This is a genomic window from Pseudomonas marginalis (assembly GCF_024169655.1).
Taxonomy (GTDB): domain Bacteria; phylum Pseudomonadota; class Gammaproteobacteria; order Pseudomonadales; family Pseudomonadaceae; genus Aquipseudomonas; species Aquipseudomonas paraveronii.
Genome location: NZ_JALJWV010000001.1, coordinates 5,612,185 through 5,635,864, shown reverse-complemented (window position 1 = coordinate 5,635,864; position 23,680 = coordinate 5,612,185). Strand labels below are relative to the sequence as shown.

At 61.2% G+C, this 23,680-nt stretch carries 22 protein-coding genes; 8 read left to right on the top strand and 14 right to left on the bottom strand.

The window, feature by feature from the left end; all coding sequences use genetic code 11:
• Window positions 1-343: 343 nt before the first annotated feature.
• The gene (gene rpsU / locus J2Y83_RS26105) at window positions 344-559 is read right to left on the bottom strand and encodes a 30S ribosomal protein S21 (RefSeq protein ID WP_002551877.1); all 216 of its coding nucleotides are present in this window, start codon (window positions 557-559) and stop codon (window positions 344-346) included.
• Window positions 560-762: 203 nt separating this feature from the next.
• On the opposite strand from rpsU, the gene tsaD reads away from it, so the two are divergent.
• Complete coding sequence (gene tsaD, locus J2Y83_RS26100; RefSeq protein ID WP_247395853.1) at window positions 763-1,788, top strand: tRNA (adenosine(37)-N6)-threonylcarbamoyltransferase complex transferase subunit TsaD; 1,026 nt, start codon at window positions 763-765, stop codon at window positions 1,786-1,788.
• Window positions 1,789-1,821: 33 nt separating this feature from the next.
• Here tsaD and plsY read toward each other — a convergent pair whose 3' ends face one another.
• On the bottom strand, window positions 1,822-2,391 hold the full coding sequence (plsY, locus tag J2Y83_RS26095) for a glycerol-3-phosphate 1-O-acyltransferase PlsY (RefSeq protein ID WP_247395852.1): 570 nt from the start codon (window positions 2,389-2,391) through the stop codon (window positions 1,822-1,824).
• A gap of 72 nt (window positions 2,392-2,463) precedes the next feature.
• On the opposite strand from plsY, the gene folB reads away from it, so the two are divergent.
• Window positions 2,464-2,817, top strand: a complete 354-nt coding sequence (gene folB / locus J2Y83_RS26090) for a dihydroneopterin aldolase (RefSeq protein ID WP_026140135.1) — start codon at window positions 2,464-2,466, stop codon at window positions 2,815-2,817.
• Window positions 2,808-3,326: a 2-amino-4-hydroxy-6-hydroxymethyldihydropteridine diphosphokinase gene (gene folK / locus J2Y83_RS26085; protein ID WP_253399670.1), complete on the top strand. Its 519-nt coding sequence runs from the start codon at window positions 2,808-2,810 to the stop codon at window positions 3,324-3,326. The genes folB and folK overlap by 10 nt, the downstream gene beginning before the upstream one ends.
• Here folK and J2Y83_RS26080 read toward each other — a convergent pair.
• From J2Y83_RS26080 to J2Y83_RS26030, 11 genes are all read right to left on the bottom strand, one after another.
• Window positions 3,321-4,550, bottom strand: coding sequence for a multifunctional CCA addition/repair protein (locus tag J2Y83_RS26080; RefSeq protein ID WP_253399668.1), 1,230 nt, complete (start codon window positions 4,548-4,550; stop codon window positions 3,321-3,323). The two genes, folK and J2Y83_RS26080, sit on opposite strands and share 6 nt — an antisense overlap.
• 63 nt (window positions 4,551-4,613) lie before the next feature.
• The gene (locus J2Y83_RS26075) at window positions 4,614-6,176 is read right to left on the bottom strand and encodes a SpoVR family protein (RefSeq protein ID WP_253399666.1); all 1,563 of its coding nucleotides are present in this window, start codon (window positions 6,174-6,176) and stop codon (window positions 4,614-4,616) included.
• A complete protein-coding gene (locus J2Y83_RS26070) occupies window positions 6,173-7,444 on the bottom strand; it encodes a YeaH/YhbH family protein (protein WP_247395848.1) in 1,272 nt (423 codons plus the stop codon). The genes J2Y83_RS26075 and J2Y83_RS26070 overlap by 4 nt, the downstream gene beginning before the upstream one ends.
• 113 nt (window positions 7,445-7,557) lie before the next feature.
• On the bottom strand, window positions 7,558-9,480 hold the full coding sequence (locus J2Y83_RS26065; protein WP_253399664.1) for a PrkA family serine protein kinase: 1,923 nt from the start codon (window positions 9,478-9,480) through the stop codon (window positions 7,558-7,560).
• A gap of 285 nt (window positions 9,481-9,765) precedes the next feature.
• On the bottom strand, window positions 9,766-10,095 hold the full coding sequence (glpE, locus tag J2Y83_RS26060) for a thiosulfate sulfurtransferase GlpE (RefSeq protein WP_253399662.1): 330 nt from the start codon (window positions 10,093-10,095) through the stop codon (window positions 9,766-9,768).
• A gap of 33 nt (window positions 10,096-10,128) precedes the next feature.
• The gene (locus J2Y83_RS26055; RefSeq protein ID WP_253399660.1) at window positions 10,129-10,980 is read right to left on the bottom strand and encodes a symmetrical bis(5'-nucleosyl)-tetraphosphatase; all 852 of its coding nucleotides are present in this window, start codon (window positions 10,978-10,980) and stop codon (window positions 10,129-10,131) included.
• Window positions 10,980-11,360 carry a Co2+/Mg2+ efflux protein ApaG gene (gene apaG / locus J2Y83_RS26050; RefSeq protein WP_253399658.1) on the bottom strand — a complete coding sequence of 127 codons (381 nt, stop codon included), beginning with the start codon at window positions 11,358-11,360 and terminating at the stop codon, window positions 10,980-10,982. The genes J2Y83_RS26055 and apaG overlap by 1 nt, the downstream gene beginning before the upstream one ends.
• Window positions 11,361-11,468: 108 nt before the next feature.
• Window positions 11,469-12,281, bottom strand: coding sequence for a 16S rRNA (adenine(1518)-N(6)/adenine(1519)-N(6))-dimethyltransferase RsmA (gene rsmA / locus J2Y83_RS26045; protein WP_017847810.1), 813 nt, complete (start codon window positions 12,279-12,281; stop codon window positions 11,469-11,471).
• Window positions 12,278-13,267 carry a 4-hydroxythreonine-4-phosphate dehydrogenase PdxA gene (gene pdxA, locus J2Y83_RS26040; protein ID WP_253399656.1) on the bottom strand — a complete coding sequence of 330 codons (990 nt, stop codon included), beginning with the start codon at window positions 13,265-13,267 and terminating at the stop codon, window positions 12,278-12,280. Before pdxA ends, rsmA begins: the two co-directional genes overlap by 4 nt.
• The gene (locus J2Y83_RS26035; RefSeq protein WP_253399654.1) at window positions 13,264-14,604 is read right to left on the bottom strand and encodes a peptidylprolyl isomerase; all 1,341 of its coding nucleotides are present in this window, start codon (window positions 14,602-14,604) and stop codon (window positions 13,264-13,266) included. The genes pdxA and J2Y83_RS26035 overlap by 4 nt, the downstream gene beginning before the upstream one ends.
• Entirely contained in the window at window positions 14,579-17,356 is a 2,778-nt protein-coding gene (locus tag J2Y83_RS26030; RefSeq protein WP_253399652.1) for an LPS-assembly protein LptD, read from the bottom strand. The genes J2Y83_RS26035 and J2Y83_RS26030 overlap by 26 nt, the downstream gene beginning before the upstream one ends.
• A 130-nt stretch (window positions 17,357-17,486) precedes the next feature.
• Between J2Y83_RS26030 and J2Y83_RS26025 the strand changes: the two genes are divergently transcribed.
• From J2Y83_RS26025 to J2Y83_RS26015, 3 genes are read left to right on the top strand one after another with little or no spacing between them, the layout of a single operon-like run.
• Complete coding sequence (locus J2Y83_RS26025) at window positions 17,487-18,512, top strand: aminoglycoside phosphotransferase family protein (protein WP_253399649.1); 1,026 nt, start codon at window positions 17,487-17,489, stop codon at window positions 18,510-18,512.
• Window positions 18,509-19,183, top strand: coding sequence for an N-acetylmuramate alpha-1-phosphate uridylyltransferase MurU (gene murU / locus J2Y83_RS26020; RefSeq protein WP_247404535.1), 675 nt, complete (start codon window positions 18,509-18,511; stop codon window positions 19,181-19,183). The genes J2Y83_RS26025 and murU overlap by 4 nt, the downstream gene beginning before the upstream one ends.
• A gap of 2 nt (window positions 19,184-19,185) precedes the next feature.
• Entirely contained in the window at window positions 19,186-19,953 is a 768-nt protein-coding gene (locus J2Y83_RS26015; protein WP_253399636.1) for a TerB family tellurite resistance protein, read from the top strand.
• 22 nt (window positions 19,954-19,975) lie between these two features.
• Here the strand turns inward: J2Y83_RS26015 and J2Y83_RS26010 are convergent, their stop codons facing one another.
• Window positions 19,976-20,950 carry an alpha/beta hydrolase family protein gene (locus tag J2Y83_RS26010; RefSeq protein ID WP_253399634.1) on the bottom strand — a complete coding sequence of 325 codons (975 nt, stop codon included), beginning with the start codon at window positions 20,948-20,950 and terminating at the stop codon, window positions 19,976-19,978.
• 77 nt (window positions 20,951-21,027) lie between these two features.
• On the opposite strand from J2Y83_RS26010, the gene J2Y83_RS26005 reads away from it, so the two are divergent.
• Both J2Y83_RS26005 and J2Y83_RS26000 read left to right on the top strand, forming a co-directional pair.
• Window positions 21,028-23,022 (top strand): sensor histidine kinase, encoded by a 1,995-nt coding sequence (locus tag J2Y83_RS26005; protein WP_253399632.1) that lies wholly within the window; start codon window positions 21,028-21,030, stop codon window positions 23,020-23,022.
• A gap of 18 nt (window positions 23,023-23,040) precedes the next feature.
• Window positions 23,041-23,670 carry a response regulator gene (locus J2Y83_RS26000; RefSeq protein WP_017847801.1) on the top strand — a complete coding sequence of 210 codons (630 nt, stop codon included), beginning with the start codon at window positions 23,041-23,043 and terminating at the stop codon, window positions 23,668-23,670.
• Window positions 23,671-23,680: the final 10 nt, after the last annotated feature.

Sequence of the window (23,680 nt, the reverse complement as noted above, 5' to 3'; positions counted from 1 at the left end):
ATCTGCCGAACATTCACTGACGTTAATTTCTATTCAGTCTGTTCGGCGAAGAAATGTTGCCCCGGCGTCCGGTTTAGGCCAATGGTGGGCCTCGGAAGCGCATCGATGGGCACAGCCGACACAGTCGATCGTCTGCTTGAAGAAATAAGTGTGCTCGTCAGTAGCCTTGTTAGACTCGTCAGAAGAGACGCGCACCGCTGGCAGAAGAGCCAGTCCTGACGTGTGAAGCTGTGTCTCGGTCGCGTGTGCGGCGTCGACGATGAAGCATCAAGCGATATCCGCAAATGCCAACAGCCCGGCTGAGGGCCGGGCTTGGCAGAAGCTTGCTACGAACGTCTGTGTATTAGTACAGACGAACGGCGCGGCGCTGCTCGCGCTGAACTTTCTTGGCGTGACGCTTAACAGCGGCTGCTGCTTTACGCTTACGCTCAGAAGTTGGCTTCTCGTAAAATTCGCGGCTACGAACTTCAGCCAGAACACCGGCTTTTTCGCAGGAGCGCTTGAAACGACGCAGAGCTACGTCGAAGGGTTCGTTCTCTTTTACTTTGACGGCTGGCATCCAGAGCTACCTTCTTTCATTACCGGGAATCAACGTTCTCGTCGCAAAAAATTCGCGGCTGAGGTCGTCGGTTTTTAAGGGTTGCGGATGTTAACCCCTCATTGTCAGGAATGCAAAGCCTCTGATCGAAAACCGCTAGTCGGGAGGGGGAGTGGCGACTATTATGCGCGCCTTCGAATTCAGCCTCTACAAGGCGCAAACCCATGCTAGTACTGGGACTTGAAACCTCCTGCGACGAAACCGGTGTCGCACTTTACGACAGTGAACGCGGGCTTTTGGCCGATGCACTGTTCAGTCAGATCGACCTGCACCGTGCCTATGGTGGCGTGGTGCCGGAGCTTGCCAGCCGTGATCACGTCAAGCGCATGCTGCCGTTGATTCGCCAGGTGCTCGACGAGGCCGGCTGCGTGCCGACCGAGATCGATGCGATCGCCTACACCGCCGGCCCCGGATTGGTCGGAGCCCTGCTGGTTGGGGCTTCTTGCGCCCAGGCGCTGGCATTTGCCTGGGACATTCCGGCCCTCGGCGTACACCATATGGAAGGCCATCTGCTGGCGCCGATGCTGGAAAAAACACCGCCGCAGTTCCCGTTCGTCGCTTTGTTGGTTTCGGGGGGGCATACGCAGCTGGTTCAGGTCGATGGGATCGGTCAATACACGCTGTTGGGCGAGTCCCTGGACGATGCCGCCGGCGAAGCATTCGACAAGACCGCGAAGATGATGGGCCTCAATTATCCCGGTGGTCCGGAAATCGCGCGCCTGGCTGAAAAGGGTGTCGCCGGCCGCTTCACCTTCCCGCGGCCGATGTGTGATCGCCCGGGCCTGATGTTCAGCTTCAGCGGCTTGAAAACCTCCGCCTTGAACACCTGGCAGCACAGCGTCAGCGCCGGGGACGACAGTGAGCAAGCCCGTTGCGACATCGCGCTGGCGTTCCAGCAGGCCGTGGTGGAGACTTTGACCATCAAGTGCAAGCGCGCCCTGAAACAGGCGGGCATGCAGCGCCTGGTGATTGCAGGCGGCGTCAGCGCCAACAAGGCTTTGCGCGCGTCTCTGGAAAAAATGCTCGGCGACATGAAAGGCGATGTGTTCTACGCGCGCCCTGAGTTCTGCACCGACAACGGCGCGATGATCGCTTATGCCGGCTGCCAGCGCCTGCAGGCCGGACAGCACGAAAGCCTGGCGATCAGCGTGCAGGCACGCTGGCCGATGGAGCAGTTGTCGCCGTTGTGAGTGCTCAAGGTGAGCGGGATTCATCAGCCGGATTTAAAAATGCCGTTCGCGCCCGGCAAACAGGTCGCGTAAATTGCCGCGATGGCGCCAGACGATCAGCAGGGTCAGCACGCTCATCGGCAACAGCGCCGCCGGTTCCTGCCAGGCCAGCAACGGCAGGGTGAGCGGCGTGGCGATCAGCGCGGCCAGCGAGCTGGTGCGGGTCAGGTAGAACGTCAGCAGCCAGGCGAGCACCGCCAGCAGCGCCGCCGGGGGGTAAATCCCCAGCAGCATGCCGGCCGCCGTAGCGACACCCTTGCCGCCGCGAAAACGAAAGTACAACGGAAACAGATGGCCGAGGACGGCGCACACGCCAATCCAGGCCTGCTGTTGCAGGGTAAGGCCGGCGAGGCTGGCGATCAGTACGGGCAGCAGGCCCTTGCAGGCGTCGCCCAGCAGCGTCAGGACGGCGAGCTTCTTGCCGGCCAGGCGCAACATGTTGGTGGCGCCGGCATTGCCTGAGCCACTCATTCGCGGGTCGGGATTTCCCGTCAGGCGGCTGAGCAAAATGGCGAAGGACAGCGAGCCGAGCAGGTAGGCGAGAATCGCCAGTGACCAAAACATGCTAACTATTCCGGGCGAGGACGCCCTGATTCTAACGGGGCATCGCGCCCTTGTCGTGCTGCGGAGAAGAGCTTGGACAGAGTGTTTATCGAAGGCCTGGAAGTCGACACCGTGATCGGGGCCTACGACTGGGAGCGCGGCATCAAGCAATGCCTGCGCCTGGACCTGAGTTTCGCCTGGGACAACCGCCCGGCCGCCGCGGGTGACGACCTCACTCTGGCGCTGGATTACGCCAGTGTGTCCGCGCGCATCCAGGCCTTTGCCGAGCAGTCGCAATACCAGTTGGTGGAAACCTTTGCCGAGCGTCTGGCCGAAGTGCTGATGAGCGAATTCCAGATTCCCTGGCTGCACCTCAAATTGACCAAGCCGGGGGCCGTGCCGGCCGCCAAGGGCGTGGGCGTGGAGATCGAGCGCGGATGTCGCTAACTCAGGTTTACCTTGGTCTTGGCAGCAATATCGAGCGCGAGCCCCATCTGCGTGCGGGCCTGGATGCGCTGGCGGGCTTCTTGATCGACGTGCGCTGCTCGGCGGTGTTCGAGAGCCAGCCGGTGGGCATCAAGAGCGGGCCGTTCTTCAACCTGGTGGTGTCGGCTTTTACCGACCTGTCGTTGATGGAGCTGGATCGCCGGTTGAAATCCATTGAGGCCGACAATGGCCGCTATGCGCCGGATCGCAAAGGCCTGCCGCTGGATATCGATGTGCTGTTGTACGGTGACCTGGTGGGCAACTTCGATGGCCTGATCCTGCCGCGTGCAGAAATCCTGAAAAACGCCTTCGTGCTGTGGCCGCTGTCGATGATGGCGCCGGATCGTGTACACCCTGAGGTGGGCAAGACGCTGGCTGAGCTGTGGCGGGATGCGCAGATCGATCAGGTGCTGGCGCCCGTCGGATTCGAATGGCAGGGCCAGCAACTGACGCCGAGCACGCTCCTATAGGGCGTGTTGGTCCTTGTAGGCTTTCAATGTCTTGAGCCGTTCGCGCTTCAGGGCCTCGCCCAGCTCGGGGCCTTTAAAGCCCTTCTCCAGCAACGGCGCCACCGCGACCTCGCGCGCGGCCTTTGCGGCGCCGCGCAAATAATCTGCCTGTGGATAACTGCGGTGCTCGAAGCCTGTGCGACCTCGGGCGTCCATTTCGCAGGCGACCACAAACTCTTCAAAGCGCTGCGGCCGCCGGTAAACGTCAAAACTCTGCAGCAGCTCCAGCAATGTCGAGGCTTTCAACTCCAGCGCGCGATGACCATGGGTGTGGTATTGGCCCACCAGCAGCGCCAGTTCCTGGCAGTCCCTGGGTGCCTTGAAGCGTTCATTGACCGCTTTGATCAGCTTCAGGCCGCGCTGCTCGTGGGCAATATGCTGCGGCAACTTATCCACAGGCGTCAGGCCTTTGCCGACGTCATGCAGCAGGCAGGCCCAGCGCACCGTCAGGGGCTGATGATGCACGGCGGCCTGCCGGAGCACGCTCAAGGTGTGAACACCGGTGTCGATCTCGGGGTGATGGGCGGCGGGCTGCGGCACGCCAAACAGTGCGTCGACTTCCGGCATCAAGGTTTTCAGAGCGGCGCAATCGCGCAGCACCTGGATGAATACCTGGGGTTGATCTTCCATCAGGGCGCGGGAAATTTCTTTCCAGCTGCGCTCTGGCGTCAAGGCTTGGAGTTCACCGGATTCGCTGAGTTGACGCATCAGGTCCAGGGTTTGCGGGGCTACCGTAAAACCCAGGTGGGCGTAGCGCGCAGCAAAGCGCGCAACCCGCAATACACGTAGGGGATCTTCGGCGAATGCCGGTGAAACGTGGCGTAAAATGCGTGCTTCAAGATCGCGCTGGCCGTGATAGGGGTCGGTCAGCCTGCCGTCGTCGTCCTCTGCCATGGCGTTGATGGTCAGGTCGCGGCGGATCAGGTCTTCTTCCAGCGTGACGTCCGGGCTGGCGTGAAACACAAAGCCGCCATAGCCCCGGCCACTCTTGCGCTCGGTACGGGCGAGGGCGTATTCGTCGCCGTTTTTCGGGTCGAGGAATACCGGGAAGTCCGCGCCCACCGGTTTGTAGCCCTTGGCGAGCATTTCCTCGGTCGTTGCGCCGACGACGACGCGGTCAATATCGGTGACCTTGATGCCGAGAAGGCGATCACGCACCGCGCCGCCGACTGTGTAGATTTTCATGAAAAAGCCTCCATTAGCCGCACAGGATAACGCCTGTGTCGGGCCAATGGAGGCTTTGCCGTTTCAGAGATGAACGACGGCCAGGTCCAGGCGGCCGTAGTCGTTGTCGTTGTGATCGCTGCGCGGTGGTACGTGGTGGGTTTTCATCACCTGATCACCCTGCAGGGTTTCCAGGTGGATATCGAACCCCCACAGCCGATGCAGGTGCTTGAGCACTTCCTCAGTGGACTCACCCAGGGGTTTGCGGTCGTGCTGCTGGTGACGCAGGGTCAGCGAGCGGTCGCCGCGCACATCGATGCTGTAGATCTGCACGTTGGGCTCGCGGTTACCCAGGTTGTATTGCGCCGCCAGGGTTTCGCGGATGGTGCGGTAGCCGGGTTCGTCGTGGATGGCCGGCACCGTGAGGTCGTCCTTGAGGTCGTCATCGAGGATGCTGAACAGCTTGAGGTCGCGAATCACCTTGGGCGACAGGTATTGCAGGATGAAACTCTCATCCTTGAAGCTGCTCATGGCGAACTTGATGGTCGATAGCCAGTCGGTGCCGGCGATTTCCGGGAACCAGTGGCGGTCTTCTTCGGTGGGGTGTTCGCACATGCGCCGGATGTCGCGGTACATGGCAAAGCCCAGCGCATAGGGGTTGATGCCGCTGTAGTACGGGCTGTCGAAACCGGGCTGGAACACCACGCTGGTGTGGGAAGTGAGGAACTCCATCATAAAGCCGTCGGTGACCAGGCCTTCGTCGTACAGATCGTTGATCAGGGTGTAGTGCCAGAACGTTGCCCAGCCTTCGTTCATCACTTGGGTCTGGCGCTGTGGGTAAAAGTACTGCGCGATCTTACGCACGATGCGCACGATTTCCCGTTGCCACGGCTCTAGCAGGGGCGCGTGCTTTTCCAGGAAATACAGGATGTTTTCCTGAGGTTCGGCGGGGAAGCGTGCATTGTCCTTGTCGCTGTTTTTGCCGGCACGTTTGGGAATGGTGCGCCATAGGTCATTGATCTGCTTCTGCAGGTGTTCTTCACGCTCCTTCTGGCGCAGGCGTTCTTCTTCAGCGGAAATCGGGTAAGGGCGTTTGTAGCGATCGACGCCGTAGTTCATCAGGGCATGGCAGGAGTCGAGTAAGTCTTCCACCGCATCGATGCCGTGGCGCTCCTCGCACTGCATGATGTACTGCTTGGCAAACACCAGATAATCGATGATGGAACTGGCGTCGGTCCACGTGCGAAACAGGTAGTTGCCCTTAAAGAAACTGTTATGCCCGTAGCAGGCATGAGCCACCACCAGTGCCTGCATGCAGATGGTGTTTTCTTCCATCAGGTAGGCGATGCACGGGTCGGAGTTGATGACGATCTCGTAGGCCAGGCCCATCTGGCCGCGGCTGTACGATTTTTCAGTGCTGAGGAAGTGTTTGCCGTAGGACCAATGGTGGTAGCCCAGGGGCATGCCGACCGAGGCGTAGGCGTCCATCATCTGTTCGGCGGTGATCACTTCGATCTGGTTGGGGTAGGTGTCCAGGGCATAACCGGCCGCGATACGGCTGATTTCCCGGTCGTAGGCCTGGATCAGTTCAAAGGTCCACTCGGACCCGGTGGAAATGGGTTGGCGTTTCTGCTCTTTGGCGGTCATGTCACTAACCTGCGCTGGAAGAGTTCACGGAAGACCGGGTAGATATCGCCGGCCGAGACCAATTGCTGCTGGGCGAATGTATCGGCGAAGGCTTCGCCGATGCGCTCGTATTCGAACCACAGCGCCTGGTGCTCACGAGGGGTGATCTCGACATAAGTGTAGTACTGCACGAATGGCATGATCTGGTTGATCAAGATATCCCGGCAGATCGGCGAGTCGTCGTTCCAGTTGTCGCCGTCGGAGGCCTGCGCTGCGTAGATATTCCAATCGTTGGCCGGGTAGCGCTCAGCCATGATTTCCTGCATCAGTTTCAACGCGCTGGAGACGATGGTGCCGCCGGTTTCCCGCGAGTAGAAGAACTCTTCTTCGTCGACTTCCCGGGCGCTGGTGTGGTGGCGGATGAAGACCACATCGATCTTGTCGTAGTTTCGCTTGAGGAACAGGTACAGCAGGATGAAAAAGCGCTTGGCGATGTCTTTGGTGGCCTGGGTCATGGAGCCAGACACGTCCATCAGGCAGAACATCACCGCCTTGGAGCTTGGGTTGGGTTGTTTGACCAGCAAGTTGTATTTCAAGTCGAAGGTGTCGAGGAACGGCACGCGGTGGATGCGCGCGCTGAGTTTCTCGATTTCTGCCTCGATTGCCTGGATATCGCCGAAGTTGTCTGGCTCTTCGCGCTTCATGCGCTCCAACTCTTCCTTGGCCTCTCTCAGTTTGGCGCGGCTGCTGCCGGACAGGGCGATACGCCGGGCATGAGCCGAACGCAGGGTGCGGATAATGTTGATTCGCGAAGGGTTGCCTTCATTGCTGATCCCGGCGCGCACGGTCTTGAACGTGTCGGTGCCGGTCAGGTTGCGCTTGACCAGGTTGGGCAGTTCCAGGTCTTCGAACATGAATTCGAGGAATTCTTCCTGGGTGATCTGGAACACGAACTCATCCATGCCTTCGCCGGAGTTACCCGCCTTGCCGGGGCCCTTGCCGCCGCCACCGCCTTGGGGGCGCTGGATATGTTCGCCGGTGGTGAATTCCTTGTTGCCCGGATGCACCACCGTCTGCTTGCCGCCCCGGCCGTGGTGCAGCACCGGTTCGTCGATGTCGCGTCCGGGAATGCTGATTTGTTCGCCATGCTCCATGTCGGTGATGGAGCGGCGGCTGACGGCCTCTTCAACGGCCTTTTTGATGTGGTCACGGTAACGCCGCAGGAAACGTTGACGGTTTACCGTGCTCTTGTTCTTGCCATTGAGGCGTCGGTCGATCACATAGCTCATGGGGAGCCCTCCGGGCAGCTTCACGTTACAAGCTTCAAGCCGCGAGCTGGAAGCTTAGAGACAAGCGGTCGACTGCCAGGCCGTGGGCCTGGCATTGCACGCCTGTCGCTGCCTTACTGCGATTTGCGCACCCGCAGATACCACTCGGAGAGCAGCCGTACCTGTTTGTCGGTGTAGCCACGCTCGACCATCCGTGTGACGAAGTCGTTGTGTTTTTGCTGATCCTCCTTGCTGGCCTTGGCGTTGAAGCTGATGACCGGCAGCAGATCCTCGGTGTTGGAGAACATTTTCTTCTCGATGACCACCCGCAGCTTCTCGTAGCTGAGCCAGGTGGGGTTCTTGCCATTGTTGTTGGCGCGGGCGCGCAGCACGAAGTTGACGATTTCGTTGCGGAAATCCTTCGGATTGCTGATGCCGGCCGGTTTTTCGATCTTTTCCAGTTCCTCGTTGAGGGCCACACGGTTGAGGATTTCGCCGGTTTCGGGGTCGCGGTATTCCTGGTCCTGAATCCAGAAGTCCGCATACAGCACGTAGCGGTCGAAGATGTTCTGACCGTACTCGCTGTAGGACTCCAGGTACGCGGTCTGGATTTCCTTGCCGATAAACTCGATATAGCGCGGCGCCAGGTATTCTTTGAGGAAGCGCAGGTAGCGTTCGCGGGTTTCGGCCTGGAATTGTTCCTGTTCGATCTGCTGTTCCAGCACATAGAGCAAGTGGACCGGGTTGGCGGCGATCTCGTGAGGGTCGAAGTTAAATACTTTGGAGAGGATCTTGAACGCGAAGCGCGTCGACAGGCCGTTCATGCCCTCATCCACGCCGGCGGTGTCGCGGTATTCCTGGATCGACTTGGCCTTGGGATCGGTGTCCTTCAGGTTTTCGCCGTCGTACACGCGCATCTTCGAATAGATATTCGAGTTTTCCGGCTCCTTGAGGCGCGACAGCACGGTGAATTGCGCGAGCATCTTCAAGGTGTCGGGCGCGCAATGGGCTTTGGCCAGGGAGCTGTTGAACAGCAGCTTGTCGTAGATCTTGATTTCGTCGCTGACCCGCAGGCAATACGGCACCTTGACGATGTAGATCCGGTCGATGAAGGCTTCGTTGTTCTTGTTGTTGCGGAAGGTGTGCCATTCCGATTCGTTGGAGTGGGCCAGCAGAATCCCGGTGAACGGAATCGCGCCGAGGCCTTCGGTGCTGTTGTAGTTGCCTTCCTGGGTGGCGGTGAGCAGTGGGTGCAGCACCTTGATCGGGGCCTTGAACATCTCCACGAATTCCATCAGGCCCTGGTTGGCCCGGCACAGTGCGCCCGAGTAGCTGTAGGCGTCGGCGTCGTTCTGTGGGAATTCTTCCAGTTTGCGGATATCGACTTTACCCACCAGCGCCGAGATGTCCTGGTTGTTCTCGTCGCCTGGCTCGGTCTTGGCCACGCCGATCTGGTTGAGGATCGACGGGTAGAGTTTCACCACGCGGAACTGGCTGATGTCACCGCCGAACTCGGACAGGCGTTTGGTGGCCCACGGCGACATGATGGTGTTGAGGTAGCGCCGTGGGATGCCGAAGTCTTCTTCGAGAATCGCGCCATCTTCCGTGGCGTTGAACAGGCCCAGGGGCGATTCGAAGACCGGTGAGCCCTTGATGGCGTAGAAGGGCACTTTCTCGATCAGTTGTTTGAGTTTTTCGGCCAGCGACGATTTACCGCCGCCAACCGGGCCGAGCAGGTAGAGGATCTGTTTCTTCTCTTCCAGGCCTTGGGCCGCGTGCCGGAAGTAGGAGACGATCTGGTCGATGCACTCTTCCATGCCGTGGAAGTCTTCAAAGGCCGGGTAGCGGCGGATCACCTTGTTCGAGAAGATTCGCGACAGGCGCGAGTTATTGGAGGTGTCCACCAACTGCGGCTCGCCAATTGCCAGTAACAAGCGTTCGGCGGCAGACGCGTAGGTGCTGCGGTCGCGTTTGCACAGATCGAGATACTCTTGCAGCGTGAGTTCTTCCTGCTGTGTGGACTCGAAGCGTTGTTGGAAGTGGCTAAAGATACTCATGACGTCGTCACCTCGCTCGATACGTGGAGCCGACGCCGGATCAATCAGTCGATGCTGGCAGTCATTGACGATCGCCAATGGCCGTTTTCCCCCCAGAACACCCTGTAACGCTACCGATGACCCGCACGCCGGTGTACCGGCTCTCCCCTGATTCGGATGGCCTGCGCTTAAGGATAGTTCGGAATCTGCGAGGTAAAGGCGTGATACACAATTTGTTTGGCTGCGCCGTTCGTCAGAAGCGGCGCAAGCCCAAGCGTCACGCGGGGTAGCGGGGTGTGAAAAAAATTATTGCGAATCGCCAGCGGCAATTTCTGCAGGATAGGTCGTGCGCCACAGCTCAAAGCCGCCGTCCAGACTATAGACGTCGGAGAAGCCTTGGCTGACGAGATAGGCGGCCGCGCTCTGGCTGGAGTTGCCGTGGTAGCAGGCCACGATCACGGGCGCGTCGAGGTCGGCGGCGCGGATGAAGTCGGCGATGTTGTGGTTGTCCAGGTGTCGGGCGCCTTTGATGTGGTTCAGGGCGTAGGTCTGGGGGTCACGAATATCCACCACCACCGCGCCTTGTTCGCGCAGGGCCTGGGCTTGTTCGGGTGGGATACGTTTGAATTCGCTCATGGCGGGCTCCTTGGGCTTGGCGGCTCGCGGCGTCTAGCGCTTGGCGGCAACCGTCGGGGTAAGGGGAATAGGGGAGGGGCACTGGCAGCTCAGACGCTCGCCGGTGTCGATGTTCATCAGGGTCATGGCGCCGCCCCACACGCAGCCGGTGTCGAGGGCGAACACGCCGGGTTCATCGCATTTGCCTTCGAGGGCCGCCCAGTGACCGAAGATGATCTTCGTGTCGCGGGTCTTGCGTTCCTTGTGGGCGAACCACGGCTTGTAGCCGGGCAGCGCAGTGTCGGCGCCTTCCTTGCTCTTGAGGTCCAGCTTGCCGTCGGCGGTGCAGAAGCGCATGCGTGTGAAATAGTTGGTGATCACGCGCAGGCGGGCGACACCCGTCAGCTCGTTGTCCCATTTCACTGGCTCATTGCCGTACATGCCGTCGAGGTAGGCGATGTACCGGTTGTCATCGGCCATGGCGCTTTCGACTTCGGCAGCGCACTTGAGGGCTTTTTTCAGCGTCCACTGCGGTGGAATACCGGCGTGGACCAGCACCATGTCGCGGTGCTCGTCGTAGTGCATGATCTTTTGCCTGCGCAGCCAGTCCAGCAGGTCGACTCGGTCCGGCGCTTCGAGGATTTCCCGCAGGGTATCGCCCTTTTTCAGACGCTCGATGTTACTGCCAGCCGCCAGCAGGTGCAGGTCGTGGTTGCCCAGTACGCACACCAGGGAATCGCGCAGGCCATATAAGTAGCGCAGGGTCTCCAGGGATTCGGGGCCACGATTGACCAGGTCGCCCACCAGCCACAGGCGATCGTTCGCCGGGTCGAAGGCCACGCGTTCGAGCAGGCACTTGAGGGGTTCCAGGCAGCCTTGCAGGTCGCCGACCGCATAGGTTGCCATCAGTGCAGGGCTCCGGGCACGGCGAGACGAAATGGCTGGATGATCGCGTCGAACAGTTTGCCGTCGGTGGCTTTCATCTGATACGAGCCTTGCATGGTGCCGACCTTGGACGTCATCACCGTGCCGCTGCTGTAGGTATGGCTGGCGCCGCTATCGATCAGCGGTTGCTGGCCGACAACGCCGGCACCACGCACTTCCTCCACTTGACCGTCACCGTCGGTGATCACCCAGTGGCGTGACAGCAGCTTGGCCGGCACCAGCCCGTTGTTTTTCACCGTGACGGTGTAGGCAAAGGCGAAACGGTTCTGTTCGGGTTGCGATTGGTCCGCCAGGAAGCGGGTAACGACGCTGACGTCGATCTGGTAGCGAGGATCGGACATGCAAGAGGCCTTAAAAGCAAAAGCGGAGGACAGCAGATGCGGATCAGTCTAGGCCAAGAGGTGTGCACTAGGCCAGACATGCTGTCTGGCCGGGTGCAGGGTCGGGCTTCAGTCCGCGACGGGCGGCGGTTGGATCGCAAGCTGGTCGGCCAGGCGCACGAACGCGGCCAGGTCCAGTTGTTCCGGGCGCAGGCTGCCGTCGACGCCGGCGGCTTCGATCTCGGCGTTGCTCAACAGCGCTTTGAGCGTATTGCGCAGGGTCTTGCGGCGCTGGTTGAAGGCTTCGCGCACGACGCGCTCCAACAGTTTGTGATCCTTGGCCGGGTGTGGGAGCACGGCGTGGGGCACCAGGCGCACGATGGCCGAATCGACCTTCGGCGGCGGGTTGAACGCGCCCGGGCCTACGTTGAACAGGTGTTCGACGCGGCAGTGGTACTGAACCATGATCGACAGACGGCCCCAATCACCGCCGCCAGGGCCGGCAGCCAGGCGCTCAACCACTTCTTTCTGCAACATGAAGTGCATGTCGCGGATGATCCCGGCGTTGTTCAGCAGGTGAAAGATCAGCGGCGTGGAGATGTTGTACGGCAGGTTGCCCACGACCCGCAGGCTGTTGGGCGCGGCATTGAGGCTGGTGAAGTCGAACTTCAGCGCATCGCCCTGGTGCAGGATGAAATTGGACTTGCCGCCAAACTGCTGGTTGAGGATCGGGATCAGGTCTTTATCGAGCTCAACCACGTCCAGTTGCGCGCCGCTGGCCAGCAGGCCTTGGGTCAGTGCGCCCTGGCCCGGGCCGATTTCCAGCAGACGGTCTTCGGGCTTGGCATGGATGGAGCGCAGGATGCGGTCAATCACGCCAGCGTCGTGCAGGAAGTTTTGCCCGAAGCGCTTGCGCGCCCGGTGTTGGTAATGCTCGGTCATATACGGGTCTCGGCCATCTGATAGGCGGTTTCCAGGGCCACGCGCAGGCTGCCGGTGTCGATCTTGCCGCTGCCTGCCAGGTCCAGGGCGGTGCCATGGTCGACGGAAGTACGGATGATCGGCAGGCCCAGCGTCACGTTGACTGCGGCGCCGAAGCCTTTGTATTTCAGCACGGGCAGCCCTTGGTCATGGTACATCGCCAGCACTGCGTCGCAGTGCTCCAGATATTTGGGGGTAAACAGAGTGTCCGCAGGCAATGGGCCGCGCAGGTCCATGCCGTCTTGGCGCAGACGCTCCAGGGTGGGTTCGATGATGTCGATTTCTTCATGGCCCAGGTGGCCGCCTTCACCGGCGTGAGGGTTGAGCCCACAGACCAGGATGCGCGGTTGGGCGATGCCGAATTTCTGTTGCAGGTCGGCGTGCAGGATGCGCGTGACGCGCTCCAGACGCTCAACGGTAATGGCATCGGCCACATCGCGCAGCGGCAAGTGTGTGGTCACCAGGGCGACGCGTAGGCCATGCGTGGCCAGCATCATCACGACTTGGGCGGTGTGGGTCAGTTCGGCGAGGAATTCGGTATGGCCGGAAAAGGCGATACCGGATTCGTTGATCACGCCCTTGTGTACGGGGGCCGTGATCATGCCGGCGAAGTCGCCGTCGAGACAGCCTTGTCCGGCACGGGTCAGGGTTTCCAGCACAAAGGCCGCATTGGCCTTGTTCAGTTGCCCGGTGACCACCTTGGCCAGCAGCGGGGTATCCCACACATACAGGCTGCCCGCAGGGGCTGGCAGGTCGGGCCAGTTGCCCGGCGCAACGTCCAGCAACTTGACGGACACGCCCAGCTGCGCGGCCCGCTCAAGGAGCAGGTCGCGGCTGGTAATGGCGATCAGGGGATGTGGCTGGGGTTGCGAGGCGAGCAGCAGGCACAGGTCTGGACCAATGCCGGCCGGCTCGCCGGGTGTGACTGCGAAACGCTGGGGTTTCACTGGTTTGCCTGGTTGGTGCCTGTTTGCTCGGCGCCTGGCAGTTTGTTTTCTACGTAGGCTTCGTCACGGATCTGACGCAACCAGGTTTGCAGCTCTTCGTCGTACTTGCGGTTGCGCAGCACGGTCAGGGCTTGCTGTTCGCGGGCCTGGCTGGTGTTGTCGGTGGCGCGGCGGCCAAGGACTTCCAGTACATGCCAGCCATATTGAGTCTTGAATGGTTTGGACAGTACGCCTTGCGGGGTCTTGGCCATCACTTCCTGGAACTCCGGCACCAGCGCTCTCGGGTCGATCCAGTTGAGGTCGCCACCGTTAAGGGCAGAGCCTGGGTCTTCCGAGAAACTTTTGGCCAGGGTGGCAAAGTCTTCGCCGCTTTCGATGCGGTCATAGATCTTCTGGGCCAGTTCCTTGGTTTGCGCTTCGGTGCGGACTTCGTTTGGTTTAACCAGGATGTGACGAACGTGCACTTCGTCTTTCAGCGAGGTTTCGCCGCCACGACGTTCCAGCAACTTGAGGATGATGAAGCCGCCAGGGGTACGGGCTGGCTGGGTAATGCCGCCCACTTCCATGGCACTCAGTTCACGGTCGAACGGAGGTGGCAATTGAGCAGCTTTGCGCCAGCCCATATCGCCGCCTTCCAGGGCGTTGTCGCTGCCGGACTGGGCAATGGCCATTTGAGCAAAGTCAGCACCGCCCTTCAGGCGATCATAGATAGCCTGGGTTTTGGCGGCGGCTGCATTGAGCTGCTCGGAGTTGGCGCTGTCCGGGGTCGGGATCAGGATGTTGGCCAGGTGCAGTTCTTCGGAGAGCTGCATCTTGCCCAGGTCCGATGCGAGGAAGTTCTTCACTTCCTGCTCGGAGACCTGAACCCGCTCGGCCACACGGCGCTGACGCACACGGCTGATGATCATTTCGCGGCGGATCTGGTCACGTGCGTCCTCATAGGACAGGCCATCGTGGGCCAGGGCGGCGCGGAACTGATCGATGCTCATGTTGTTGCGTTGCGCGATGGTGCCGACGGCCTGGTTCAGTTCTTCGTCCGAAATACGGATGCCGGAACGATCACCGATCTGCAATTGCAGGTTTTCGACGATCAGGCGCTCCAGCACCTGTTGGTCCAGGACGCTGGTAGGCGGCATACCACCGCCACGCTTGGCGATGGTTTGCTGAACTTCCTTGACCCGTTGGTCCAGTTGGCTCTGCATGATCACGTCGTTATCGACGATGGCCACGACCTTATCCAACTGTTGAACCGCGGCATGCGCCGATACGGTACCCAGGAACAGCGCGCCCAGCACGAGCGGGCGCAGACAATCAGAAAGCTTGATCTTCACGTTCACGATAACCTTGAATGCCTTTGTCGAGGAAGCTCTCTACCTTGGCGCCGGTCAGGCCGCCGAGTCCTTTGAGGACGATCTGGAAGAAGAGCCCGTGGTCACCCTTTTCGTTAAGCGGGGCGATCTGGCTGTATTCGTCGTTGGAAACCCAGTAACGGTTGATGACGCGCAGTTTCCAGCAGCAGTTGTCGTACTCGAAACCACCGAAGGCTTCCAGGGTACGGTTGCGGGCGTAGTCGTACTGCCAGCGGGTGATCATGTTCCACTGGGGAATGATCGGCCACATCATCGAGAAGTCGTGTTGTTGGATTTTGTAGTAATCCTTCACGAAGCCGGGCTTGCCTTCTTCGCCGTAGTCACCACCAAACTGCCATTTGCCGGTCAGCTGGTTGTAGACCACCTGGTCGTTGCGATAGCGATAACCGAGGTTGACGACCTTGTTCGGGTTGTCTTCCGGCTGGTAGTGGAACATCGCGCTGCCGGAACGTGGAGCGTGGCTTTCAGTGTCCCAGTTGTAGTCGGCAGTGGCACGCCAGTCGCGGTTGAAGCGGAACTCGTAGTCCAGGGCGATTGGCGAAACGTCGCTCTGGGAGTCGGCGCGGTCGGCTGCCACGATACCGGGCAGTTGAACCTCGCGGTCCTTGAAGTACAGGGCTTGGCCGACGCTGACGCGTTGGCGTTCGAAGCCGTTTTCTTCGATCCAGCGGCTGGTGACACCCAGGGACAGCTTGTTCTCATCGCCGATCCGGTCGGTGCCGCTGAAGCGGTTGTCACGGAACAGCGAGGCGTAGCTGAACGAGTATTCGCTGGTGTCGAAAACCGGGATGTCGCTCTGGTCTTTATTCGGCACATAAAGGTAGAACGCACGCGGCTCGAGGGTTTGGCGATAGTCTTTGCCGAACCAGTTGGTGTTGCGGTCGAAGTACAGGCCGCTGTCGACGCTGGCGATTGGCACGGCGCGATCTTGCGAACTCTTGAACGTCTGACCGGCTGAAGCCATTTGCGTCTTGCCGGTACCGTCAAGGTCGAGGTCGTACTTGGTATAGACGTACTTCAACTTCGGCGTAATAAAGCCGTAGGTCCAGTTCATCGGGTAGTCGACGGCAGGGGCGGCGTTCAAGCGAGTACCGTTTGCGCGGGTCAGGCCTGTGACGTAAGTGTCCAGTCGAGCCGACTCGAGGCCATTTTCATCGGTAAACGTGCCCTTTTCCAGGCTACGTTCAAAGCGAACCGCTTCGGTCTCGTAGGTGAAGTTCAACCCGCCCGGATGGTACGGCAGCGCACCATTGAAGGTGATCTGCGGCAACCGATCATATGGCGTGATCTGAGAGATCGTTGCCAACTGATAAGCCTGGACGTTCACGCGCGCTTGGTAAGAATCGCCTCGATAAGCCACAGAGCCTTGCTGGTTCAGGTAGTCCCGACTCTCAACCCCTTCCTCATACGACTTCAAATCCTGGAAGTAGTAAGGATCGCTGATCTTGGTGTAATCCACCTGGGTCGTCAGTCGCGAATCCAACCCGCCCTTATGCTGCCAATTGAGCATATAGCGCGTTTTTTCGTAATCGGTCTGCTTGCTGCGTTCGTCGCTGTCGTCGTTCAGGTACGCGCCGCCGAACTGGCCTTCGCTGGATTTGGTGAGGTAGCGGAATTCGCCTTCCATCAACAAGCCGCGCTTGGTCATGTATTGCGGGTACAACGTGGCGTCGTAGTTCGGTGCCAGGTTGAAGTAGTACGGCGTCACCAGCGTAAAGCCAGTCTCGCTGCCGGTGCTGAAGCTCGGCGGCAGGAAGCCGGATTGACGACGATCGTCGATCGGGAAATAGATGTAAGGGGTGTACAGGATCGGGATGTTCTTGATCCGCAGCGTCGCGTTGGTGGCCGTACCGAAACCGGTGGCCGGGTTCAACGTGATGTTGTTGCCCTTGAGCTGCCAGGCGTTGCTGTCTGGCTCGCAGGTGGTGTACGTACCGTCCTTGAGACGGATGATCGCGTTTTCGGCGCGCTTGGCGTACAGCGCGTTACCGCGGATGCGTGACTTGTGCATCACGTATTCGGCGTTGTCGATCTGTGCCGCGCCGGTATCGAGCTGGACCTGGGCGTGGTCGCCGACGATCAGGGCGCCGTTGTCGCGCAGACGGACATTGCCGTTCAGCTCGCCACGGTTTTCGGCCTGGTACAGGCTGGCTTCTTCAGACTCAAGCTGCATGCTGCCCTGGCGCAGGACGACGTCACCGGCCAGGGTTGCGACCTGTTGTTCCTGCTCGTAACGCGAAGCCTTGGCGCCGATGAAGGTCGGCGCATCGCTCTGCTTCGTCTTGTCGTTCATGCCAGGACGAATCGGCTCGATGTACGCGCCGGAGCAATAAGGGCCGGTTTCAGCCAGTTGGGCGGCGGTCAGCTTCTCGCGGGGCACCCAGTCCAGGTGGCTGTAGTCGGCGCTGCGCGAACGCAGGCCACGGCCCTTGGATTCGGTGACCAGTGCGGTCTTCGGCTCGGCCTCGGCGCTGCCACCAGCCTCGGCCTGCGCCGTGCTGTTGGCCGAGCTGACGGCTGCACCGTCATGCACCGGACGCGGTGGCAATGGGGCGGCGGCGGTTTTCGGCGCGCAATCCCAGGCACCCGAAGCAGAGACTGAGCAGTCATACTGTTCCGCGGCGACCACGAATGAAGTGGCGAAGGGTTGCATGGCCAGCAGACTGCCGGTTACCAGCAACGGAAATTTTCTACGAAACGCGGGGGATTTCAATGCCATCTTATTAGTCCGGGCTTCCTGCGTGCCATCTGCCCGCGGTGTGGGCCGCACGCCTCTCGATGGTCTGAAAAAGATGCGTGATAATAAAGCATGACCCGCTTGACGGCTAGCGCCGTCGGAGACCCTTGTAATGCCCGAGCAAGATCTACGTTTACAACAGCTGAAAGTCTGGCTGGATGAGCAGTTGCCGATCCTCTTCAACGCTCAGGACTGGGGCGTCGTACCCCCGGCCACATTGACCGCGGCCAGTAGCGACGCGAGTTTCAGGCGCTACTTCCGCTGGGAAGGCGGGGCGCATACTTTCGTGGTGATGGACGCTCCACCCCCCCAGGAAAACTGCAAACCTTTCGTCGATATCGCCGATTTGCTGGCGAAATCGGGAATAAATGTGCCAAAAATTTATGCAGAAGATTTGCCGCGTGGCTTTCTTTTGCTCAACGACCTGGGCAGAAAAACCTACCTGGACGTGATTGACGAGCAAAATGCCGATCAATTGTTTGCCGATGCCATCGACGCCTTGCTGGCTTTTCAGCAGTTGCCGATGCACGCGCCGCTGCCCAGCTATGACGTCGCTTTACTGCGCCGCGAACTGGAACTCTTCCCCGAATGGTACGTGCGCCGACACCTGGGGATCGAATTCGACGCGCACCAGCAGGCGCTCTGGCAGCGTGTCAGCGAGCGCCTGATCGACAGCGCCCTGGCCCAGCCGAAAGTGCTGGTACACCGCGACTACATGCCGCGCAACCTGATGATCAGCGCACCGAACCCCGGCGTGCTGGATTTCCAGGACGCGGTCTATGGCCCGGTGACCTACGACATCACCTGCCTGTTCAAGGACGCTTTCCTCAGCTGGCCCCAGGCCCGCGTGCGCGAATGGCAGCGCGGCTACTGGGAGCGCGCCGCAACACTGGGCATCCCGGTGCAGGCGGATTTCGACGACTTCCAGCGCGCCAGCGACCTGATGGGCGTGCAGCGTCACCTCAAGGTGATCGGTATCTTCGCGCGCATCTGCCACCGCGACGGCAAGCCACGCTACCTGGCCGACGTGCCGCGCTTCTTTGCCTATATAGACGCGGTACTGGCGGACCGCCCCGAGTTGGGCGAACTGGCTGAACTGTTGGCCAGCCTGCGCCAACCCGCCGAGGCGAGCGTATGAAGGCGATGATCCTGGCGGCCGGCAAAGGCGAGCGGATGCGTCCGCTCACCTTGCACACGCCCAAGCCGTTGGTGCAGGCGGGCGGCAAACGCCTGATCGAGTACCACCTGGAGGCGCTGGCCAAGGCCGGTTTCAGCGATATCGTGATCAACCACGCCTGGCTTGGCCAGCAGATTGAAAGTTATCTGGGCGACGGTGCGCAGTTTGGCCTGCGCATCCGCTACTCCCCCGAGGGCGAACCGTTGGAAACCGGCGGCGGGATTTTCCAGGCGTTACCGTTGCTGGGGGATGAGCCTTTTCTGGTGGTCAATGGCGATATCTGGACCGACTACGACTTCGCCCAGCTCCAGCGTCCCCTCCAGGGCCTGGCCCACTTGGTGATGGTCGATAACCCGGCGCATCACCCCTCGGGCGGGGATTTCTACCTGGATCATGGTGTGCTTCATGATGCAGCGCCCGGTGCCGATAACCTGACCTTCAGTGGCATTTCAGTGCTCGACCCCAAATTGTTCGCGGGTTGCAGCGCCGGTGCCTTCAAGTTGGCGCCGCTGTTGCGCGCAGCGATGGCGCAAGGGCAGGTAACGGGGGAACACATGACGGGACGCTGGATTGATGTCGGCACGCTGGAGCGCCTGGCGCAAGTCGAAACCCTGCTGACAGCGGGGCGCTAAGAATGTTGTGGCCAGGGACGCTGATCGGCGCCGGGGCTGGCTTTGCCATTGCCAGTATTCCGGGGGCCTTGTTGGGCGCCTTGCTGGGGCAGGCGTTGGATCGCCGCCTGCAACTGCACAGTTGGGCACAGTTGCGTGAGCGCCTGGGCGGGCGTTCGGCGTTGCGCAATGACGAGCTGTTGTTTGTGCTGCTGGGCCGTCTGGCCAAAAGCAATGGCCGCGTGGTGGACGGGCATATCCAGCAGGCACGCCAGGAAATGCGTGCGCTGGACATGACGGAGCCGGCCCAGCGCCGCGCGATTGCGGCGTTCAATCGCGGTAAATCCGGTTCTGACCGGGTGCGTGCTTACCTGCGCGTCCTCAAGTCCCAGCCCCACGCGGCAGAAGGCGTATTGCGCGCCTGTTGGCGGATGGCTTGGGCGGATGGCCGTGCGGATGATGCCGAGCGCGACTTGATCAACCTGTGGGGCAAGTGGCTGGGCTGGACGCCACAACAGCTTCAGGCGCTGGCCGCCGATTACGCGCCGGAGCGCAAGCCGGTGGCCAGCCGTGGCGCCGCGTATCAGGAGGCGTTGCGGATTCTGGGGGTGACCAGCACCACCGAGCCGGCGGTGATCAAGCACGCCTATCGTCGCCTGCTCAGCCGCCACCACCCGGACAAGATCGCCGGCACCGGCGCGAGCCCCGCGCAAGTGCTTGAGGCCACCGAGCGAACCCGCGAACTGCATAACGCCTATACGTTGATTCGCGAGCGGCGGGATTTCCGCTAGTCGCCCGTTTTGGAGCGGGCGATCAGCTGTCTTTGGGCTCGGGGCTCAACCACCCGCGAACCCGTCGATAGAGCTGCTCATGCTCGGCCGCACTGTTACCGGGCACGGTCTTGAGTGACACCTGCTTGTAGCCGTCATTCTTCAAGCGTTTGGCGGCCTGGGCGCGTTCCCGTGCGGTGTTTCGGTCCTGGGCGGCGTCCTGATAGAAGACATCCGCCGTGGGCACTTTCAAGCCCGGGGCGAGTTGTTGCAGGTCCGGTTGGCGACCCACGGGGGCCTTGCCCGCCACCATCACCAGCTTCTGCACCTGGCTCGGTTGTTTCTCGTTCAGGTAGCGCGCGGCCCACCAGGCGCCGCTGCCATGACCGAGCAGCACGACACTGCGGGCGCCTTGGGTCTGGGCGAAAGCGACGGCGGCATCGATGCGTTCGAAGATGCGCTTGGCATCGGTCTTGTCCTGTTCATCCGCGCCCGGCACCACGGCCGGGTCGGTGCCTTCGGCTTCGGCGCTGGCGGCTTGCTCGATCGGTTTGGCGGCGGTGCTGCCGTCTTTGCTGCTGGTGTCGACGGCCGCCTTGGGCGCTTCGATCACCCGTGGTGGCAAGGTGTCCAGGTTCACGTCCGGCAGTGACAGACTGAGGGTGCCCCAGCCGGCATCCGGCAATTTACGCCGCAATGGTGCAATTGCTTGCGGCGAGTCAGCATTTTCACCCGCGCCAGGTACGATAATCACCACGCCTTCGGCTTCGGCGCTGTTGGCCGGTTTCCACAGAGCCAGGAATGAATCGCTGCCGGCCTGCAACTGTTGCTGTTCTTCCCGTGGGATTTGGCGCTCGAGGGCGCGGGCTTCTTCCTGGCTACGCTCCGGCAGGGGCAGGCGTTCGAGCGGTTTTTCGGCTGCCGGCGCAGGCGCGTCGGCGGCCTGGGCAGAAAAGACGGCGGTAAAGAGGAGTGACAGGCACAATGCTGGCAGTGCCGAACGGTTTCGAGGTGGCATCGTTTATTCCCGGCCAGAAGTGATTCCAGCAGCCTAATGGGTTGGTCAGTATTTGTCAGTGATGTGAGACGTGGATCATGGGTTTTCGCTGTCTGCTGGTTATCGGCTGTATGTGCTTTGCCTTGATGGCGGGGGCGGCGCCTGCGCCTGTTGCGGTGCAAGCGCAGCTCACTGTGCCGCAACGCGAATGGCTGGCGCAGCACCCGGAATTGCGGGTGGGCCTGGTCTTGCAGGCGCCGTATGCGCAATACGATCGGCGCCTGCAGCGGTTGTCCGGGGCCAATGTCGAGTTGATGCAATGGCTGGCCAAGGCCCTGAACATCGAGCTGACGTGGCGCAACTTCCCCACTCAGGAGCAACTGGAAGCCGCCCTGCGCGACGGCGAGGTGGACATTGCCCCCGGTCTGCAGCAAACCCCGGCCGGTTTGCGCCTGTGGTTGTTCACCGACCCGTATATGCGCGTGCCCCAGCACATCGTCGGTGTCCGTGAGGGCGGCGGTGCGGTGGAGCTGGAAAAACTCGACGAGCATTCCCGCGTTGCCGTGCGCATGCCCAGCGCCGTGGCCGATTACCTGCGCAGCACTTATCCCGGCCTTAACGTGCAAGGCGTGCCCATCGAGCGCCAGGCCTTGCAGTTGCTGGTCAGCCAGCAGGCACGTTATGCCGTGGTGGATGAGGCGCAACTGAGCCGGTTGTCGGGCGAGGCTGAGTTTTCCGGGCTGGCGGTGGTCGGCGATATCGGCCTGCCGCAATTGCTGCGGGTGGCGACCCGCCGCGACTGGCCGGAACTGTCCGGCATCATGGAAAGCGCGTTGCGCGCCATCCCTGCCCGCGATCTGGACCAGTTGCACAACCGCTGGCTGCAACCCAAATACCCGCGTCTATCCGAGTCTCCCGGCCTGTGGCAAAACCTCAGCCTGCTGCTGGGGTTGTTGCTGCTCGCCAGCCTCGCGGTGGTGTTCTGGCAGCGTCGCCAGCAACGTGTGCTGGAACACAACCTGCTCGCCGCTCGCGAAGAAAGCGCCGCACGCGCCGCCGGTGCCGAAGCGCTGCGCCTGACGCAGTTTTCCATCGATCAAAGTACCGTCGGCATCCTCTGGGTCAATTGGGACAGCCATGTGCGCTACGCCAACCTGGCGGCGGAAACCATGCTCGGCTACGGTCCCGGCGCGCTGATCGAGCGTCCGCTGGCCGATTTCGACCCGAGCCTGAGCATGGACCGCTGGCTGAACCTATGGAAACGCGCGCGTAACAGTGAAGACGGCCCGCAGCACTTCGCCGCCGACTGTCTGCGCGCAGACGGCAGCATCCTGCCGGCCGAAGTGTCGTTGAGCTTTCTGCGGTTTGCCGAAGGCGAATACCTGGTGGTCTACCTCAATGACGTCACCGAGCGTCGCCGTTATGTGGCTGCGTTGCTGCAAAGCGAAGCGCAGTTGCGTGAGCTGTCGGCGCACCTGGAAACCGTGCGCGAAGAAGAAAAGGCGCGCATCGCCCGGGAAGTACACGACGAACTTGGGCAAATGCTCACCGTACTCAAGCTGGAAACCTCGATGTGCGAGCTGGCTTATGCGCAACTGGACCCCGGCCTGAACGAGCGCCTGAACAGCATGAAGCGCCTGATCGCCCAACTGTTTCAATTGGTGCGCGACGTGGCCACGGCGTTGCGCCCGCCGATTCTCGACGCGGGGATCGCCTCGGCGATCGAGTGGCAGGCACGGCGCTTCGAAGCGCGCACGCAGATTCCCTGCCTGGTACAAGTCCCGGATAACCTGCCGGCCTTGAGCGATGCCAAGGCCATCGGCCTGTTCCGTATCCTGCAGGAGGCGCTGACCAATGTGATGCGCCATGCCCAGGCGCATACTGTCGAGCTGACCCTGGCGGTGGAGGGCAAGCAACTGCGGCTGACCATCAGCGACGACGGCGTCGGTTTCGTCGAGGCCCAGGGCCGCCCGGTGTCGTTTGGCCTGGTCGGCATGCGTGAGCGTGTGCTGATCATGGGCGGGCAGTTGAGCCTGGACAGCGAGCCGGGGGAGGGCACCACCCTGAGTGTGACGGTGCCGCTGGATGCATAACGATAAGAGGAAGCCCTTGTGATCCGTGTACTGGTAGCCGAAGACCACACCATCGTGCGTGAAGGCATCAAGCAATTGATCGGCCTGGCCAAAGACCTGCTGGTGGTGGGCGAGGCGGGCAATGGCGAGCAGTTGCTGGAGACCTTGCGGCATGTGCCTTGCGAGGTGGTGTTGCTGGATATCTCGATGCCCGGCGTCAACGGCCTGGAAGCCATTGCGCGGATTCGTGCGCTGAGCAACCCGCCGGCGATCCTGGTGCTGTCGATGCACGATGAAGCGCAGATGGCCGCGCGGGCCTTGAAGGTGGGTGCGGCCGGTTATGCCACCAAGGACAGCGACCCGGCGCTGCTCTTGATGGCGATTCGCAAGGTCGCGGCCGGTGGTCGTTATATCGACCCGGACCTGGCCGATCGCATGGTCTTCGAGGTCGGCCTGACCGATTCACGGCCCTTGCATTCGCTGCTGTCGGAGCGCGAGTTCTCGGTGTTCGAGCGCCTGGCCCAGGGCGCCAACGTCAACGACATCGCCCAGCAACTGGCATTGAGCAGCAAGACCATCAGCACCCACAAGGCGCGGCTGATGCAAAAGCTCAATATCACCTCCCTGGCCGAACTGGTGAAGTACGCCATGGAACACAAGCTGCTCTGACGACATACCT

Bases quoted from the DNA above. Each gene is read 5' to 3' on its own strand.
- J2Y83_RS26055 (WP_253399660.1), bottom strand. From the start codon at position 10,980: ATGGCAACCTATGCGGTCGGCGACCTGCAAGGCTGCCTGGAACCCCTC.
- apaG (WP_253399658.1), bottom strand. From the start codon at position 11,360: ATGTCCGATCCTCGCTACCAGATCGACGTCAGCGTCGTTACCCGCTTC.
- J2Y83_RS26080 (WP_253399668.1), bottom strand. From the start codon at position 4,550: ATGAAAATCTACACAGTCGGCGGCGCGGTGCGTGATCGCCTTCTCGGC.
- glpE (WP_253399662.1), bottom strand. From the start codon at position 10,095: ATGAGCGAATTCAAACGTATCCCACCCGAACAAGCCCAGGCCCTGCGC.
- J2Y83_RS26065 (WP_253399664.1), bottom strand. From the start codon at position 9,480: ATGAGTATCTTTAGCCACTTCCAACAACGCTTCGAGTCCACACAGCAG.
- tsaD (WP_247395853.1), top strand. From the start codon at position 763: ATGCTAGTACTGGGACTTGAAACCTCCTGCGACGAAACCGGTGTCGCA.
- J2Y83_RS26025 (WP_253399649.1), top strand. From the start codon at position 17,487: ATGCCCGAGCAAGATCTACGTTTACAACAGCTGAAAGTCTGGCTGGAT.
- murU (WP_247404535.1), top strand. From the start codon at position 18,509: ATGAAGGCGATGATCCTGGCGGCCGGCAAAGGCGAGCGGATGCGTCCG.
- rsmA (WP_017847810.1), bottom strand. From the start codon at position 12,281: ATGACCGAGCATTACCAACACCGGGCGCGCAAGCGCTTCGGGCAAAAC.
- J2Y83_RS26005 (WP_253399632.1), top strand. From the start codon at position 21,028: ATGGGTTTTCGCTGTCTGCTGGTTATCGGCTGTATGTGCTTTGCCTTG.
- J2Y83_RS26010 (WP_253399634.1), bottom strand. From the start codon at position 20,950: ATGCCACCTCGAAACCGTTCGGCACTGCCAGCATTGTGCCTGTCACTC.
- J2Y83_RS26070 (WP_247395848.1), bottom strand. From the start codon at position 7,444: ATGAGCTATGTGATCGACCGACGCCTCAATGGCAAGAACAAGAGCACG.
- folK (WP_253399670.1), top strand. From the start codon at position 2,808: ATGTCGCTAACTCAGGTTTACCTTGGTCTTGGCAGCAATATCGAGCGC.
- J2Y83_RS26015 (WP_253399636.1), top strand. From the start codon at position 19,186: ATGTTGTGGCCAGGGACGCTGATCGGCGCCGGGGCTGGCTTTGCCATT.
- plsY (WP_247395852.1), bottom strand. From the start codon at position 2,391: ATGTTTTGGTCACTGGCGATTCTCGCCTACCTGCTCGGCTCGCTGTCC.
- J2Y83_RS26030 (WP_253399652.1), bottom strand. From the start codon at position 17,356: ATGGCATTGAAATCCCCCGCGTTTCGTAGAAAATTTCCGTTGCTGGTA.
- rpsU (WP_002551877.1), bottom strand. From the start codon at position 559: ATGCCAGCCGTCAAAGTAAAAGAGAACGAACCCTTCGACGTAGCTCTG.
- J2Y83_RS26075 (WP_253399666.1), bottom strand. From the start codon at position 6,176: ATGACCGCCAAAGAGCAGAAACGCCAACCCATTTCCACCGGGTCCGAG.